General features: G+C 53.3%; 12 protein-coding genes. 6 read left to right on the forward strand and 6 right to left on the reverse strand.

Annotated features, from left to right (window positions below):
* The first annotated feature begins 233 nt into the window (after positions 1-233).
* Both secA and ACOOGA_RS07025 read left to right on the forward strand, forming a co-directional pair.
* Positions 234-3038 (forward strand): preprotein translocase subunit SecA, encoded by a 2805-nt coding sequence (gene secA / locus ACOOGA_RS07020; protein ID WP_420430063.1) that lies wholly within the window; start codon positions 234-236, stop codon positions 3036-3038.
* Between the two features lie 288 nt (positions 3039-3326).
* Entirely contained in the window at positions 3327-4145 is an 819-nt protein-coding gene (locus ACOOGA_RS07025) for a hypothetical protein (protein WP_420430064.1), read from the forward strand.
* Positions 4146-4361: 216 nt separating this feature from the next.
* Here the strand turns inward: ACOOGA_RS07025 and ACOOGA_RS07030 are convergent, their stop codons facing one another.
* Complete coding sequence (locus ACOOGA_RS07030) at positions 4362-5348, reverse strand: ribonucleotide-diphosphate reductase subunit beta (protein WP_420430065.1); 987 nt, start codon at positions 5346-5348, stop codon at positions 4362-4364.
* A gap of 327 nt (positions 5349-5675) precedes the next feature.
* Here ACOOGA_RS07030 and ACOOGA_RS07035 point away from each other — a divergent pair, with 327 nt between their 5' ends.
* The gene (locus ACOOGA_RS07035; protein WP_420430066.1) at positions 5676-7298 is read left to right on the forward strand and encodes an amidohydrolase; all 1623 of its coding nucleotides are present in this window, start codon (positions 5676-5678) and stop codon (positions 7296-7298) included.
* 90 nt (positions 7299-7388) lie between these two features.
* On the forward strand, positions 7389-7886 hold the full coding sequence (locus tag ACOOGA_RS07040) for a gluconokinase (protein ID WP_420430067.1): 498 nt from the start codon (positions 7389-7391) through the stop codon (positions 7884-7886).
* 45 nt (positions 7887-7931) lie between these two features.
* Here the strand turns inward: ACOOGA_RS07040 and ACOOGA_RS07045 are convergent, their stop codons facing one another.
* The 5 genes from ACOOGA_RS07045 to ACOOGA_RS07065 form a co-directional block, all read right to left on the reverse strand.
* A complete protein-coding gene (locus tag ACOOGA_RS07045) occupies positions 7932-8957 on the reverse strand; it encodes a cupin-like domain-containing protein (RefSeq protein WP_417462161.1) in 1026 nt (341 codons plus the stop codon).
* 17 nt (positions 8958-8974) lie between these two features.
* Positions 8975-10516: a tryptophan halogenase family protein gene (locus tag ACOOGA_RS07050; protein ID WP_420430068.1), complete on the reverse strand. Its 1542-nt coding sequence runs from the start codon at positions 10514-10516 to the stop codon at positions 8975-8977.
* 18 nt (positions 10517-10534) lie between these two features.
* Entirely contained in the window at positions 10535-12028 is a 1494-nt protein-coding gene (locus tag ACOOGA_RS07055; RefSeq protein WP_420430069.1) for a tryptophan halogenase family protein, read from the reverse strand.
* A 5-nt stretch (positions 12029-12033) separates the two neighbouring features.
* Positions 12034-12744: a SapC family protein gene (locus tag ACOOGA_RS07060; RefSeq protein ID WP_420430070.1), complete on the reverse strand. Its 711-nt coding sequence runs from the start codon at positions 12742-12744 to the stop codon at positions 12034-12036.
* Between the two features lie 153 nt (positions 12745-12897).
* The gene (locus ACOOGA_RS07065) at positions 12898-15294 is read right to left on the reverse strand and encodes a TonB-dependent receptor (RefSeq protein WP_420430071.1); all 2397 of its coding nucleotides are present in this window, start codon (positions 15292-15294) and stop codon (positions 12898-12900) included.
* Positions 15295-15329: 35 nt separating this feature from the next.
* Here ACOOGA_RS07065 and istA point away from each other — a divergent pair, with 35 nt between their 5' ends.
* Both istA and istB read left to right on the forward strand, forming a co-directional pair.
* The gene (gene istA, locus ACOOGA_RS07070; protein WP_156431830.1) at positions 15330-16826 is read left to right on the forward strand and encodes an IS21 family transposase; all 1497 of its coding nucleotides are present in this window, start codon (positions 15330-15332) and stop codon (positions 16824-16826) included.
* Positions 16823-17581 carry an IS21-like element helper ATPase IstB gene (gene istB, locus ACOOGA_RS07075; protein ID WP_068143101.1) on the forward strand — a complete coding sequence of 253 codons (759 nt, stop codon included), beginning with the start codon at positions 16823-16825 and terminating at the stop codon, positions 17579-17581. The genes istA and istB overlap by 4 nt, the downstream gene beginning before the upstream one ends.
* The last annotated feature ends 138 nt before the right edge of the window (positions 17582-17719 follow it).

The following is a 17719-nucleotide window of genomic DNA, read 5'->3' on the forward strand; positions in this document are numbered from 1 at the left end:
CCCCGAGATGACACAGACAGCAAGAATTGCACGTACATCGGCCTCATTTGCATGTCATATGCCGCAGGCCAGTTGACAGACGCCAGACAGATACTTATCTGTGCCTGCAATCCTGTAGTGACAAACTGCATATATTAATAAAGTCACCTTTTTGCTGTTTTGCAGATCATTTCTAGTTTGTGTCTGCCAATGCTATACCGCCGTGACAACGAAGGGCAGACCAGGGAAACATTATGCTGGGACTAAGTACACTCACCAAAAAGATTTTCGGTTCAGCGAATGACCGGTATCTCTCAAAGCTCAAGCCAAAGGTTGAAGCGATCAACGCGCTTGAGAGTGAGATGGAAGCTCTATCGGATGACGCGCTAAAAGCGAAAACCCCTGAGTTCCGCGAAAGGTTGGAAGCCGGTGCTACCACCGATGATCTTCTGATCGAGGCATTTGCCGTTGTCCGCGAAGCTTCCAAGCGCGTTCTGGGCCTGAGGCACTACGACGTACAGCTCATTGGCGGCATGGTGCTGCATGACAACAGCATCGCCGAGATGAAAACGGGCGAGGGTAAAACCCTTGTGGCAACCCTGGCAGCATATTTGAACGCCCTGCCGGGAAAAGGCGTGCACGTTGTAACCGTGAACGACTATCTGGCTGAACGTGACGCCACATGGATGGGCAAGCTGTATGGCTTCCTCGGCCTTTCAACCGGTATTATTGTACCCGGTCGGTATGATGCAGATCGCCGCGAAGCCTACGCCTGTGACATTACCTACGGCACCAACAACGAGCTTGGTTTTGATTATCTGCGCGACAATATGAAAGCGCACAAAGACGAGATGGTACAGCGCGCTTTCCATTTTGCCATCGTAGATGAAGTTGATTCGATCCTCGTCGACGAAGCGCGTACCCCACTTATCATCTCCGGCCCAACTGAAGACAAATCAGAGCTATATGTCTCCATTAATTCCGTCATCGCTCAACTAACTGAGGAAGACTATGAGAAGGACGAAAAGTCCAAGCATGTATCCCTCACCGAAGATGGTACGGAAAAGGTTGAAGGCATTCTGAAAGCTGAAGGGCTTTTGGCGTCTGACGACCTGTACGACTATGAAAACACACAGATCGTGCACCATGTTGACCAAGCCCTTAAGGCTCGCACCATGTTTGAGCGCGATACGGATTACATTGTAAATGGTGGCAAGGTTGTCATCATCGACGAATTTACTGGCCGCATGATGGAAGGTCGCCGTTATTCAGGCGGCCTGCACCAGGCCCTGGAGGCCAAAGAAGGTGTGGAAATCCAGCCGGAAAACCAGACGCTGGCGTCCATCACCTTCCAGAATTACTTCCGTATGTACCCGAAACTTTCGGGCATGACCGGTACTGCGTCCACTGAGGCGGAAGAGTTTGGCGACATCTACGGCCTCGGCGTTATTGAGATTCCGACGAACGTGCCGGTACAGCGCATTGACGAGCACGACGAGTTTTACCGTACAGCCAAAGAGAAGTTCGACGCCATCGTCAAAGACATCACCGAGGCGCAAGAAAAAGGGCAACCTGTTCTTGTTGGTACGGTTTCGATCGAGAAGTCGGAAGTGCTCGCTGCTTTCCTTAAGGAAAAGAAGATCAAGCACCAGGTGCTGAACGCCCGCTTCCATGAACAGGAAGCACAGATCGTGGCTCAAGCGGGCCGGCTGAGCGCGGTAACCATCGCAACAAACATGGCTGGCCGCGGTACCGACATCCAGCTTGGTGGTAACGCCGAGATGCGGATCGAGGACGAAACCGCGGGGGTCGAGGATGAGGCCAAGATCAAGGAAATCTCTGACCGGATCAGAGCCGAGGTCGCGGAGGAAAAGAAAAAGGTTATCGAGGCTGGCGGGCTCTATATCATGGCTACAGAGCGCCACGAAAGCCGCCGCATTGATAACCAGCTTCGTGGTCGTTCCGGCCGTCAGGGTGACCCGGGCAGATCAAAGTTCTACCTGTCGCTTCAGGATGACCTGATGCGCATCTTCGGGCCTGAGCGCATGGACAGCATGCTGGTTCGCCTTGGTATCGAAGAAGGCGAGGCTATCATTCATCCATGGATCAACAAGGCCATCGAGAAGGCCCAGCAAAAAGTTGAAGCCCGCAACTACGATATCCGTAAGAACCTCGTTAAGTTTGATGACGTGATGAACGACCAGCGCCGCGTGATTTATGAACAGCGCCGCGAAATCATGGACGCCGACGATATTCAGGAAACCATCAAGGATATGCGCTCGGACGTTGTTCATCATATCGTTGAGAAAGCCATTCCGGCAAAATCCTACCCTGAGCAGTGGGACTTGGACGGCCTGCAGGAAGATGTTCATAACATCCTTGGCCTTGATGTGGATGTGAAAGTCTGGGCTGACGAAGAAGGCGTGGATGACGCCTCAATCATCGAACGCCTGGAGAATACAGCTGACCGCCACATGGCCGCAAAGGCCACCAAATATGGTGCGGAATTCTGGCGCGGGATTGAGAAGAGCCTGCTGTTGCAGGTTGTCGACCAGGAATGGAAAGACCACCTCCAGAACCTCGATCATCTTCGTCAGGGCGTATCTTTGAGAGCCTATGGCCAGCGCGATCCGCTCAACGAGTATAAAACAGAAGCCTTCGGCCTATTTGAGGCCATGCTATATCACATGCGCGAGCACGTCACCCAGCTTCTGGGCCGTATTGAGCTCGCGCCACAGGCTGACCCCGCACAGTTTGAGCCCAAAAGCCCAAGCATCGTACAGGAAAGCCATCCTGAGCCAGATGCGGCTATTGGGGGTTCATCGAGAGGTCGGTTTGATGCCAACGATACCAGCACATGGGGTGATGTACCCCGGAACGCACCGTGCCCTTGTGGCTCTGGCGAGAAGTTCAAACATTGCCATGGCGATGTCCGAGCGACAGGCACGCCAGTTTCTGCACCGCAGCCCGCCAGCAACCCATTTCAGGGTATCGGCCGCAACGATGCGTGCCCATGTGGCTCCGGCAAAAAATTCAAACACTGCCACGGTCAGATATAACCGACTAACGGTTGAAAGAAATGATGAGCGCTTCGGGCAACTGAGGCGCTCTTTTCAATTCAGGCGTTCTACCATCGAATCACCCTGCTATCCCCTAAGGTGACGTGCCGTCTCTCCCGTTTCAGGATAGGCTATCGCTATTTATACACCAAACCTAAAAACCCATAAAACGTTGATATCAAAATGAAAATCATCTCTCCATTCATGAACGGCAGGTGAACACTAACCTCAGCTTTTGCTAAGCCAGGCCCTGTTAGCTTGGCATCAACAACAGCGAAGGAAGCCGACATGAAAAACGCCCAGATATTCCGTAAAGCCGTCCTTGGTGCAGGATTGGTTTTGTTAACCGGCACCGGTGCATTTGCCGACTATATCCAGACAGGCCCTAAAGTTTTGCCTGTCTCATTTGATCGTGCGGCTTATGCCCGCCGCGACCATAACCCGGTGTACGTCTATATCGATATCGACAGCGAAGGCCGCCGTCGCTCGGAAGAGCGATTTGAAGGCGAGACACTGCGAGCGGTACGTCATAATGTGCCTGACTATGTACGCATAACGGACGACCGCCGCCGTGCTGATATCGTGGTTGGCGTGCGTGAACAGGACTATGACCTAGACTTTAGAGTTGTTGATCGTGACCATGAGCAAGATCGTTATGGCCGTGTGAACCCTCGTACAACAAGCGGTTGCGGCCCCCTTTATATGGCCTCTTATACGGTGGTTAAAACCAAGGCAGAAGCGCGTGGCAGCTATAGCGTACGCGTGCATACCAATGGTATTGGCCTTGACCGGGAGCACATCAGGGTAAAAGCGGATGAGCACTTTAAGTCCGGGCAAAACTTGCGCGCGCACACACGTTGCAGTTCAGAACCCACTAATCGTTTTCCCAATAACGGGGTGGTAGCGCTATTTGAGAAATCAACGCCCGCGTTTCAAAACCGGGTTGCTACCAGCCTGCGCCGCCAGACAGCCGAAGAACTTGGCGAAAAACTGGCTCATGAGATCAACGAAAACGTGGACGATTATTACGCATCCCTGTCGCATCGTTATGCACATCGCGGCAATGGATATGGCCACGACAAAAAATCCCATGACAGATGGGATTAAGGAACGCCTTTCGCGCCTGCCATTAGCCCCCTTAACCCCTGTTGGGCAGGCGCAAATGAGACCGGTCACCACTCCTCGCTGTTGAGCGGCCCACGCGTTCCACCTAATGCACCTGAGCCTCCCTCAGGTGCATTTTTTTTTTGGGCTCACACAAAAACACCCCAGCCCACAGGGCCGAGGTGCAAATTTTATTTCTACCTGAAGGCTAAAAAGCGCCTATTCAAATGCCTCATCCCATGATCCTTGCGTTGCGGCCTTGGAATATTCCGTCGCACGGTTCTCAAAGAAGTTGGTGTGCTCCACGGCGTTCAACATGCTATCGAGCCATGGCAACGGATTGATTTCAATGTCATAGATCCCATCGAGGTCAAGCTGGTCAAGGCGCCGGTTTGCAATATACCGAATATATTGTTTCACTTCCTCAGCCGTCAGGCCCTCGATTGGCCCCATGCCGAAGGCGAGGTCGATAAAGGCATCCTCATGCTCCACAATCGTGCGGCAGGCCTCCGTGATCTGCGACTTCAGGTCCTCGTCCCATATTTCCGGGTTCTCACTCACCAGCGTTCTAAAAAGCTTGATAATGCTTTCGCAGTGCAGGCTCTCATCGCGCACGGACCAACTAATGATCTGCCCCATGCCCTTCATCTTGTTGAAACGGGGGAAGTTCAGCAGCATCGCGAAGCTCGCGAAAAGCTGCAAACCTTCAGTGAAAGCACCAAACACGGCAACCGTCAGCGCGGTTGACTTCAGGTCATCCACGTTGAATTGCTGCATATAATCGTATTTGTCCTTCATCTCCTTATAGTGGAGGAAGGCTGAATATTCAGCTTCAGGCATACCAAGTGTGTCGAGCAGGTGGCTATAAGCCGCAATGTGCACTGTCTCAATGTTCGAGAAAGCTGCCAGCATCATCTGCACCTCAGTAGGCTTAAACACCTTGGTGTAATGCTTCATGTAGCAGTTATTCACCTCGATATCGCTTTGGGTGAAGAAACGGAAAATCTGCGTGAGAAGGTTCTTTTCAGAATCGCTCAGCTTACGCGCCCAGTCGCGCACATCTTCGGCAAGCGGAACTTCTTCCGGCAACCAGTGAATTTGCTGCTGCGTCAACCAGGCTTCATACGCCCATGGATAGCGAAACGGCTTATACACATGCCGTTCTTCTAGAAGCCCCGAAAGCTGTTGATCGCCCGTATCCGCCATTTACCCCTGTCTCCACTCTCTCAAAATATTGAATATCCAGCGCCCTAGCCCGCCAGCGAAGCGGCAGTATAGCCCCTCAATTTGTGCAAAGAAACGCTCAATACACCATATTTGGTATAAAAATGACTTGCCAAAAATCCCGCCCGACCTGCAGCATTCATAGAATCAAGAAAAGCCATTGTGTTACGGCGGGTTGCGGTTTCTGGGAAAGACGAAGTTTTTAGAGTATGAAAGATGAGGTGGCCTTCTCAGGGGCTTTGCCAGACGGCAAAATGGGAGATCATGATCAGAATGGGGGAAATGATGATAACTCGACGCACGTTCAACATGCAGGCAAGCAGCTTGGCGCTGTTGCCTCTTGTCAGCATGGAAAAGCCTGACACAGTACTCTATGGCGGCAATATCATCACCATGGCAGCCAACCAGCCACGCGCAGATGCGATAGCCATCAGCGGCGGGCATATTACCGCCGTTGGCAGCACTGAAGACGTGCTTGCTCTCGCCTCGCCCCTCACCAGAAAAATCGACCTTGGCGGCAAGACAGTGCTGCCAGGTTTTATCGACGCCCACAGCCATCCGGCTTACTCAGGTGTCATGCACCTGTTTCAGGTCGATTGTGACCTCCGGTCTATCGCTGCAATAAAAGAAGCCATTCGCACTGCGGCACAAAAAAAGGCCCCGGGTGAGTGGGTACTAGGTTTCAAATATGACGACACAAAAACCAGCGAAGGCCGCTTCCTGACACGTGAAGATCTTGACGAGGCCGCACCGGATCACCCCGTGTTTATATCCCACAGGGGTGGCCATACAGGCTTCGTAAACTCCCTCGCCCTTAAAATGGCTAGCATAGATGACAACACACCAGACCCTGCTGGTGGTCGTTTTGACCGAACAGATGGCCGTCTCAATGGCCGCCTGCTTGAAACCGGCGCAAGTGCCGTTGAGGCTGTTATCCCCAAAGGAGAGACCCGCGAACAACGCCGTGATGGTGTTGCGCTTATCTCCAAAATGCTCGCGAAATCAGGCGTTACGTCCGTCACCGATGCCTATGGCAGCAGGGATGACTTTATCGCCTATAACGACGCCTACCAAGCTGGAGAACTCGGTACCCGTATCTATTGCATGATCGGCTATTTTGATATCGACAGAATGATCGCTGCTGGCCTGCAAACAGGTTTCGGTGATGAATGGGTTCGCCTCGGCGGCATGAAAGCTACGTGTGACGGCTCAATCTCTGAACGCACTGCAAGGCTGTCTAAGCCCTATGTTGGCCGCCCTGATGACTATGGCATCATCGTTACTGAGGAAGGCGACCTTTATGAGCTAGCCCGCAAAGCCCATGCGGCGAGCTGGCAGCTTGGCATCCACGCAAATGGGGATGTGGCTGTGGATATTACCCTGCGTATCTATGAGCGCCTTCAAAAAGAGATGCCTAAGGCTGACCCTCGCTATCGGCTGGAGCACTGCACGGTGATCAATGATGACCTCGTACGCCGCATTGCGGCCCTTGGGGCAATACCAACCCCCTTCTCGACTTATGTGTATTTCCACGGCGAAAAAATGGTCGAGTATGGCAAGGAGCGCCTGAACAATATGTTTGCACTTAGAAGCTTCCTTGACGCTGGCGTTATGGCCACCCAGGCTTCTGATTACCCGCCCGGCCCCTATGAGCCCATGATGGCCCTGCAATCAAGTGTGACGCGTACGGACATGAAAGGAACCTTGTGGGGTGGCAACCAGCGCATCACCGTTGAAGAGGCGATCAGGGTTGGCACGGTTCACGGGGCCTACGCCTCGTATGAAGAAAAAATCAAAGGCTCTCTTGAGGTAGGCAAGCTGGCCGATCTTGTTGTGCTTGGTGCCGACCCGACCCAAGTTGACCCCTTCACCCTTGTTGATGTGCCTGTTGAGCGCACCATGGTTGGTGGGAAATGGGTATATGAAGGATAATATCAACTTCGCCTTCAAAGATCTCTGCCTCAGACATAGACAGCCCCAAACCTTGCGGGTAAGAATTTTGCTCAAGGGAAGGGCGTGTCGATGAAGTTTTCTATCGTGGTAATGGGTGTGAGCGGGTGCGGAAAATCAACGCTCGGGCAGCTACTCGCTGACAAGCTGGGGTTGCCGTTCGTCGAAGGAGATGACCTTCACCCGGCTTCAAACATCCGCAAAATGGAAGCTGGCCAGCCACTTGATGACAATGACAGGGTGGTGTTTCTTAAAAACGTTGGGGAAGCCATAGCGATGCGCGCGGAAACTGGTGTTGTTGTATCTTGTTCCGCACTCAAGCGACAATACAGGGATACACTCCGCTCCCACTGCAGCTCCCTACAGTTTGTGATGGCTGACATCTCGCACGAGATTTTGATGTCCCGGCTCACGGCACGTACAGATCACTTTATGCCAGCAAGCCTGCTGAAAAGCCAACTTGCGATACTGGAGCGGCCAGAGCGTGACGAAGCTGCCTTTTTTGTTGATGGCCTTCTGCCTCCAGCGGAGCAAGTCAGAGTTTTGCTGGACCAAATCACCACCACCTGAGCGCAAACCCTCCTAGCCAAGGAGGCGTCCGCAGGCAAGAATTCATCATCTGTTGAGAAGCTGCAGAATATAGGCCCTCAGTCGTCGAGCCGTAAGCGTGTCCAGCTCACCAAGTGGCCCGCGAGCATGTTTTGGCAAATGCGCTCGCACATCTTCTGCGTCACCAAACACATAATAATTGAATATCTGTTTCCAGGCCTTCTTTTCTTGCTCCGGCCTTTCCCGCAACGCCAGCATACCATGCAGCAGCGCCGCCCGCGGATCATCGATATGGAGCGGTACGTCGTTCCACCAGTAGTTCATCATGACATTAAAGGGTTCGAGTGCTTCCACCTGATGCCACCAGAGCGCAGGAAAATAGAGCACATCTCCCGGCTCAAGCTCAGCCACTTGAGCCATGGCTTCGGCCTCTTTGAAGCGCGGAAATTTCCTTAGGTCAGGATTATGATGATCAACCATCGACAGCACCTGCCCGCCAGGTGTGGGCTCAAGCGGCCCAGGATAAAGGGCCGAGATAGCTTCGGGCGGAAACAGTGTGAAGCGCCGTCTGCCCACCATGCAGCACGCCAGATTATTTGAGGCATCATAGTGCGCTGCAACAAGGGTTTTGCTGCCTGTCCAGACACTCACAAGCAAATTGCCGTGCTCAAACATTGGGTGCTTGAGCTTGAGGTCGTTATCCTTCCTGAGGCCAGGGAAATAAGTGTCCGCATCTCGAGAGCCAATATAGTGGGCACTGGGGTCGGCTGCCTTGAATTGTTCTCTCATGGCCTCAAGGAAAGCGGGGAAGCTAACCTTCCAGGGCTGATAGTTTGGTGCGGTTAGCTCTTCGTTGTAGAAAATGCGCCCGTTAACCTCAGGTGGCACAACATACATCGTATACTCCCGCCCTGCCTCGAACTGCTCAATGTAGGTCATGGCATCTTCTGGAGATCTTTGGCCGGCCTTCACGAGCGGCCAATCCTTCGCCACCCCTTTGAGCACCACAGGTACTTCGCCGCCAATCAACGCCTCAAAAGGAATTTGATCGCACCCAACGCCTGAAATTTCTTTGACCTTTTGCCCTGCCATGGCCACGTTCCTCCTACCTAAACGTCATCGCTAGAGCAAAGCGTGTCAAGCAGCTCCCGGTTTGAAGGCAACATATCTTTCAAACGTGAAGCATTCCGTTCAACAGTTGCAAATTGTCCTTCACTGAAGCCTTTAAGCCCATCAGGGATACCTCGAGGGTTGGGTTTTGTGGGAAACCCCATGCCGTAGAGAACATATTGATAGCTGGCTGCCGGGAATACCTCATCTGGCCCACCAAATTCACCAGGTCGTGGCACCTGCTCCGCCCAAAGCGCCAGATCATCCATCAGTTCATCCGGTATGCTTTCCGGTTTGCGGTTGTCTACCCAGAATGGTTCCGTACGTTCGCTCAGGCAATAATGCAGCTTCAGGAAATGAACAATATGGCTCCAGAGGCCATGAAGTCGCGTGTTAAAATGTTTCGCGACAATATCCATCGCATCCCGTGTAGTGGGCATATTATCCGCAATGAGGTTCGCCGATTTTTCAATCAGCATCAGCGCCGATGCTTCAAGAGGCTCAAGAAACCCTGCGGAAAGGCCTACGGCAACGCAATTTCTGTTCCAGAAGGTTTCACGGTAGCCCGATCCGATGGCAAGTTTTCTAACGTTTAGCTTACCGAAAGACTTTTCATCTTTCCCGAGATACAGACGGACACACTCAACAGCTGCATCTTCATTCATATGGGCGCTGCTATATACATGCCCTATGCCACGGCGTGACGACAGGCTAACGTCCCATATCCACCCTGCTGGTTGTGCTGTTGAGACCGTGACAGACTGCACCGGTGCGTCTTCGTCATAGGGGCTTTGCACGGCCAGCGCTGTGTCGGGGAACAGGACATGTGACATTGGTTTCATGCCAACGCCTAGATGCGCCCCGATCAGGAGCGCGTGAAAGCCCGTACAATCGATAAACAGGTCTCCTTCTATGAGACCATTTTCTCGCGTTTCAATCGCTTCAATATCACCATTCATTGCGGCTTGCAGGCCAGTCATTGTGTCTGCGACATGCCTGACACCAAGGCGCTGCGTACAGTGTTCTCTCAGGAAACCTGAAAAAGCCCCCGCGTCCAGGTGGTAACCGTAGTTTGTGAACCCGGCATAGTCAGGACTGGTTACAAGTTTTGGTGCACGATGGCGTTCGCAAAGTGTTTCCTGCGGGCAAACGGTAGCGGAAAAGGACCTATGGCCCGGCGTTGCGAGCCAATGCTCCGCCACGTTACCACCATGGAAACCTTGAGGCAGGTCAAATGGATGGTAATAAAAATCATCGGGGTCGTCTTTATGCCAACGACAAAATTTGGATCCCTGTTTGAACGAGACGCTGCAGCACCTGACAAAGTCGCGTTCACTGACACCTATCGCACGCAAGGTAGTACGCATGGTAGGCCAAGTGCCTTCACCCACGCCTATGGTCGGTATATCAGGGGATTCAATGACTGTGATTTTCAGACCAAGATTGCCATCAGCCTTGTGTTTCGCAGCCAGCAATCCAGCGGTGATCCAACCCGCCGAACCACCGCCAACAATCACAACTGTTCTGATCGCATTTGTCATGAGGGACCCCTGCCGAAATCAGGCATCCGGCACAGCGCAGTAGCGAGAGAGAAAATCTTCATGGGTCGGAAGCTTCTGAACCGCTGAACGAACCTGGGCAGCATAGCCTTCCATGTTTGCTCGCAATCTATCTGCGCCCATGAGCTTACCAACATGGTGATAATTTCCGCTAGCCAACCCCTGTCCTTGCATAACCTGCAACCAGGAATCGATGCGGAACAGATCCGCCTCCCCCTGGTAGACAAACGAGTTCTGCTTGTAGAGTTCGATCCGCTGCCGGAGCGATTCCGGTATGTCTAGAGCCTGCCGGTCCCGCCAAAACGCTGTATCGTCCCTTTTGGTCAGGAAATAATGAAGAATGACAAAATCCCGGACACTCAGAAACTCGTCTTCACAGACCTTGTTGTAAAAGTCGGTCTGAGCCGTGCTGATCCCTGAAAAAGGGAACATTTGCACAAGACGGGTTGCGGCAACCTGGAAGAGGTGAATGCTTGTGGATTCCAGCGGCTCCAAAAATCCGCTTGAAAGGCCGAGCGCTATACAGTTCTTTTCCCAGATCTTTTTTCTGCGTCCTGTTTTAAACCGGATTACTCGAGGTTCCGTCAGCATCTCTCCGTCCACATTCTCATCAAGAACGTGCCGAGCCTCGTCGTCGCTCATATAGTCCGAACAATAAACATGGCCGTTGCCAACCCGGTGCTGCAGTGGAATACGCCACTGCCAGCCCGCACCACGCGCCATGGAGCAGGTGTAAGGCGGAATTTTTCCGGTGCCCACCGTTTGCACGGCAACGGCGCTGTTCATGGGCAGCCAATGCGACCAGTCATCAAAACCAACTCCAAGCGCCTTCTCGATCAGCATCGCGCGGAACCCAGTACAATCGACAAAGAGATCGCCGGCGACTTCCTCACCGGATTCCATAACTAGGCTTTCAATAAAACCTGTTTCACCATTCTTCTGCACATCAACGAACTTGCCTTCAATACGCTTCACGCCTCGCTTTTCGGAATGTTCTCGCAAGAAGCGCGCATATAACCCGGCGTCAAGATGATAGGCATAATTGAGTGCAGGCTTCTCGGTGATAGCAAACTTGCCCGCTTCGGCGGCGCGGAGTTCAAGACAATAATCCCCAAGGTCACCGCCAAAGCCATCTGATTGGGCTTGCATCCAAAGATGGTGGAAATCCGCCATCCATGTGGAGATTCCTATTTTTCCGAATGAGTGAAAATATTTATCACCGAGCGCACCCCAGTCCTCAAAAGAAATACCGAGCTTGAAAGTTGCCCTGGTGGCGCGCATGAAGTCAGCTTCATTCATGCCGATGATGTCATGATAACTTCGGTGTGTCGGGATAGTGGCTTCACCAACACCAACTGTCCCGAGCTCCTCTGATTCCACGAGCACGATATCGATAAGCTCGCCGATCTGGCTCGACAAAGCAGCAGCGGTCACCCAGCCAGCAGTTCCCCCGCCCGCGATAACCACCCTCTGTTTACTGTTATTGCTTCCCATAGGAGTTACGCCCTGATCTTCCGGTCCACGAGAGGCCTGATGTTGTCGAGCGAGCCTAAAACCCAGTAGCAGTATGCAAGCATGCCGGTTTCGTGTAAACGCCCCAGCGCCTCATGAGATAGACCCCGGAATTTCTCTTCGCTGATCGAATATACCTGCGGCACGGTATATTGGCGCGTATCATCGATTTTGACCTCAAGCGTAAGGGGCTCGATAAGATCAAACTCTTCCATGAGGCCAAAAAAGGTCTTTGAAATGCTTAAGCCGTCATGGAGCGTTCTGAGTACATTGATGATATGGTTAAGGTAGGGTGATTGCCCCCCGTGGGGAAGAAAGAGCGCATAGCCGCTTTCCTTGTTTACCGCAGGATTGTCTAGGTCAACATGTACCTTCACATCGGCCTCTTCACCTTCTGTAGAGCGGTGTACCCCTATCATGAAAGGGCCTCTAGCCTGAACAGCAGGCATATATCTGGCGTCCCACACCTTGCCCTTTAGAAATAGGTTTTCATCCCGGTCAAAGCCTAGCAAGACAACTGATTGGAAAGCGCCGTCCTTATCCTTTCTGAAAAGGATTGGGTATTCGCGCTGTGCGTCACGAAACTCATTTGGAAAGACAAGAGCTTGGTTGATGTTGTCACCGAAAACTGCGCCCCTGTCCGCCGAAACCTTGAGGTCGTGATGTTCAACATTGTCCAATGTTACAACGGTTGCCATAAATATACCCTACCAATATCTGTAGCCACGTTCACCTGTGCCTTCCTTTACCCATACCCTCATGCTCCCACATGAGACTAGATAAAAACAGGGATCGCTCCTTGGAGCGACCCCTTTTGCCATAGGTGACCTGTGGGTCAGCTCTTCACAAACTTAGAACTTGTACCGAGCGCCGAGGAAGAAACGCGGCGCGTTTTCCCGTGCGAACCAAAGTTGATTCTCAGCCCGGTTGTACTGACGCGTATTTTCACCGGTGATGTTGACCGCTTCCAGCGACACGGTGATCTGTTCAGTCACATCGTAACTCACACTCGCATCAATCGTCGCGAATGCCTCTGTGAAGGTAGGGTTGTTGTAACTATCACCCCGGTTGGCATCAGATAGGAAGCCGTCACGCCAATTATAGGAGGCACGGGCGGAAAGCCTGTTTTTCTCATAAATCAGAGTCACGTTTGCGGTGTCACTCAGACCAACCAGTGCGAATTGGTCTTCTGTCGGATCAGCAGTGACATCATAGCCAATGTCGCCATCAACCAAGGTGTAGCTTGCTGCAATACCAAAACCTGTATTACCGAAGAAATGCTGCCCGGCAATTTCCAGACCGCGGATAGAAGCGGACTCGATATTGAGAGGACGGCTTACGTCGATATCCCACAGGGGGTCACTAGAGTCAGAGAGCACATCATAATCTGTCTCCAAACTGACATAGTATGCCGGGTCCAGCGAGCCATTGTTCACATTGGCCTGGAACGTCGCTATTGCGTCATTTACCGAACCAAGTTGGTCAATAAGTGCTGTCATGGCAAACAGGTGCTGGTTGGTTGCATCAATACCAATGCTCTCAAGAGCGTCAGACGCCTGACCAGACCGTGTACCGGCTGCACCAGATGTTACGTCACGAATACCAAACAGGTTTTCGGAAACAGTACGAGTCCCCACAAAGTTTTTAACTTTCTTGTGGAACGCACCAACCGAGAACCAGTCATCGTCGCCATAGTACCACTCGAACGACACATCAAAGTTCTCAGATACAAGAGGCAGAAGGCCCGGTGTACCTGTGCTTGCGGTCAGTGTCCCACCTACAGCTGTGGGGCCAGAAGGTTGAGACAGGGATGTGCTGGCTTTCAGGTTGTCATAGCCTGTCCGCGCAAGCGTTTTACTGTAGGAGAAACGCGAAACCAACTTATCCGTCAAGTCGATAGCAATATCGAGGTTTGGCAGGAAGTTGTCGTACGAATCGTCGATGGAGAAGCCATCTTGGCCCGAGCCAGCAACCCGTGCAAAATCTTGGTCACCCAACCATATGATGTCTGTTGTTGGTGCAGATTGAGAGAAGGCCGTTACATCTGTCTGCTCGTACCTGATGCCAGCACTAATCCGGACAGGCCGATCAGCAAGCTCGAATTCCCCATCAAACTGCGCGAATACCGCCAGTACGTCTTCTTCAACGATATCGAAGTTTTCTTGTACCAGATTGAGAGAGTTCCCTTGACCCGCATAGTGAGCGGAAGCCGCCTCAAAGATATCCAATGCATTGCCCCTGACGCCAACGAGCCCGGAAGGAATCTGGAAGTCGTTGAAGGCACTGTCCCAATCAAACAACTCAAGAGCGCCAGGCGTAAGTTGCTCCACGTCACCGGGATTGTTAGCGCCCCAGTCACCCATGATCTGCTGATATAGGGCTTCATAGGTTTCGTTTTTCTGAGTGCGATAGTTTGCACCAAAAGTGAACTTTGTGGTGTCGTCCAATTGCCATTCACCGCGGAAATCAATCTGGTCAATGTCATTGATCTGATAGATATTGCGATTATCATTGGAAACCTGAGTAGACACATCACCAAGGTCAAAGACACCGTCGCCGTTACTGCGAACGGAATCATCCCGATCGACAGTGATTTGTGGGAAGCCCGTTGAATAATCAACCGTGTGAGCGCGCACAACCGGCATGGCCATACCAACGTTGGTTTCCGCAAAACCTGTACGTGCATCCGGACGTACTGACGCTTTCGACGTATGAGCATCGATTTTGAAGGTCAGGCTGTCGTTCGCATCATACTCAACGTTAAGACCAAAGGATTCCAGTTTATCCTTCGTTGCGCTATGAGATTGCTGAAGTGCATAATCTTTCGTGCCGCCGCCTTTGTTCTCAGACAAGAAAACCGATGTGGACACCGGGCTGTCATCAAAAGATATCTGATCAAAGGGCCGGTCAAACCAGTTACTCAGATCGGTACGGTCTTCCTTAGCACTTGTTTCTGCTAACAACGCGTCAGCTGTAATACGAATGCTGTCAGTAGGGTTAAACTGAACAACCACTTGACCGTTGATCCGCTCGCGGCTCATCTCGGTGAACTGATAACGGCTGTCCCGTGCGATCGCGACATTGCGCCCATCTGTCGGCAACCCAGACACAACGGTGCTACCTGTCACTAGGCCATTGGCCGGGTCCAGAACAGCATCGGCAGACAATATATCTGTATAGGGCGGTGTAAAAGTAGGCCACTGAAGCGGCGGCGTTGTGTTGCTGCGGGCGGAGTAAAAGTCTGCCACTTTTTGGCTTTTCCATTTGATGGGAGGGCCGGAGGATTTATTCAGTGGATTTATACAGAAGGGTTCGCCTTGCGTGCCATGTGCAAGGCCTGAGCAACCGGGAGGCTGCCCGGCGTTTCGGGATCAGCCGTGACACAGTCGCGAAGATGCTCTCGCATTCAGAGCCGCCGGGCTACCGGCGCTCAGTGCCGGTCAGGCGTCCCAAGCTTGATGGCTACACCGACATCATCGACAGTATTCTGGAGGGTGACCGCCAGGTAGGGCGCAAGCAGCGCCATACAGCGAAGCGTATCTTCGAGCGCCTACGCTCCGAGTATGGCTTTGATGGCGGTTATACGATCATCAAGGACTATGTGAGAGAGTACCGTCGGACCAGCCGCGAGGTCTATGTACCGCTGAGCCACACCCCCGGTCACGCGCAGGCGGACTTCGGCGAGGCCCAGGTGGTCATCGGCGGGGTGCGGCAGAAGGCCCACTTCTTCGTGCTGGACCTGCCGCATAGCGATGCCTGTTATGTCAGGGCCTATCCCCGGGCCACGACGGAGGCCTGGCTGGACGGCCACAACCATGCCTTTGCCTTCTTTGGCGCTGTGCCGCAGTCGGTCCTGTACGACAATGACCGCTGTCTTGTATCTCGCATTCTGCCGGATGGCACGCGCAAGCGGACCGACAGCTTCTCGGCCTTCCTGTCCCACTATCTGATAGAGGACCGCTATGGCCGCCCCGGCAAGGGCAACGATAAGGGCAAGGTTGAAGGCATGGTCGGCTATATGCGCCGGACCTTCATGGTCCCCATTCCGTCCTTCGCCAGCTTTGACGCTTTCAACGACTATCTGGAGGACGCTTGTACCAGGCGGCAGTCAGATGTCCTGTCAGGGCACAAGGTGAGCATCGGGGACCGGCTGCAGGCTGATCTGGCGGCAATGCGCCCCTTGCCGGGGGCGTTCTTCGATGCCTGCCACAAGCAGGCCGGTCGGGTCACGTCCCTGTCGCTGGTGCGTTACAAGGGCAATGATTATTCGGTGCCTGTTGCCTTTGCCCACCGGGAGGTCTGGGTCCGGGGCTATGTCGGCGAGGTGGTCATTGGCTGTGCCGGGGAGATCATCGCCCGCCACGAGCGCTCCTATGACGAGGCGGATATGATCTTCAATCCATTGCATTACCTGCCGCTGATTGAGCGCAAGATCATGAGCCTTGATCAGGCGGCCCCGCTTGATGGCTGGAACCTGCCGGAGGAAATCCTCAAACTGCGCCGCCTGCTGGAAGCCCGCATGGGCAAGGCCGGCAAGCGGGAATATGTCCAAGTGCTGAGACTATTGGACACCGTGGATATGGAGACGCTGTCGGCAGCCGTGAAGGACGCCCTGAGGTTGGGGGCCATCGGCTATGACGCCATCAGGCATCTGGTGCTGTGCCGGATCGAACGCCGACCGGCCCGGCTTGACCTGAGCCTTTACCCCTACCTGCCGAAGGCCACGGTGGGCACCACATCCCCGTCCAGCTATATGTGTCTGATGGGGGCAGCGTCATGAGTGAAGCACCCCAGATACTGCTATCCCACCATCTGAAGAAGCTGCGCCTGCCCACCTTCCTTCGGGACTATGACAAGGTGGCCCGCCAGTGTGCGTCTGAAGGTGTTGACCATACCGGTTATCTGGCCCGGCTCACCGAGCTGGAACTGATCGACCGGGAAAGGCGGATGATCGAGCGGCGGATCCGGTTGGCGAAGTTCCCGGCGGTCAAGAGCCTCGACAGCTTTGACTTCAAGGCCATTCCCGAGCTGAACAAGATGCTAGTGCTCACGCTCGCACGCTCAGAGTATGTGGACCGTTATGAGAATATCATCGCCCTTGGCCCCAGTGGCACCGGCAAGACCCATGTCGCCCTCGGTCTCGGGCTGGCCGCCTGCCAGAAGGGCATCAGCGTCGGCTTCACCACGGCCAGCGTCCTGGTGCATGAACTGATGGAGGCGAGGGATGAGAAGTCCCTGCTGCGCTACAAGAAGAAGCTGGCCAAATACAGATTGCTGATCGTTGACGAACTGGGCTTTGTGCCGCTCTCAAAGACCGGCGCCGAACTGTTGTTCGAGGTCTTCTCCGAGCGATATGAAAGTGGCTCCACCATCATCACCAGCAACCTTCCGTTCGACGAGTGGACAGAAACCTTCGGCTCGGAACGCCTCACCGGCGCGCTCCTCGACCGGCTGACCCACCATGTTCACATCCTCGAGATGAACGGCGAAAGCTACCGCCTCGCGCAGAGCCGCTCAAAACCCCACCCAAAATGATCGCCAAAATATGATAGCCGGGGGCATGCCCCCGGCTATCATATCAACCATATCCATACTGGCTCACTTTTACGCCGCCCTATGGCCTAATTTTGCTCCGCCCTTGACAGGTCAGGGTAGATACTTCCTCACACACCC

The organism is Kordiimonas sp. (assembly GCF_965216265.1).
Lineage (GTDB): Bacteria > Pseudomonadota > Alphaproteobacteria > Sphingomonadales > Kordiimonadaceae > Kordiimonas.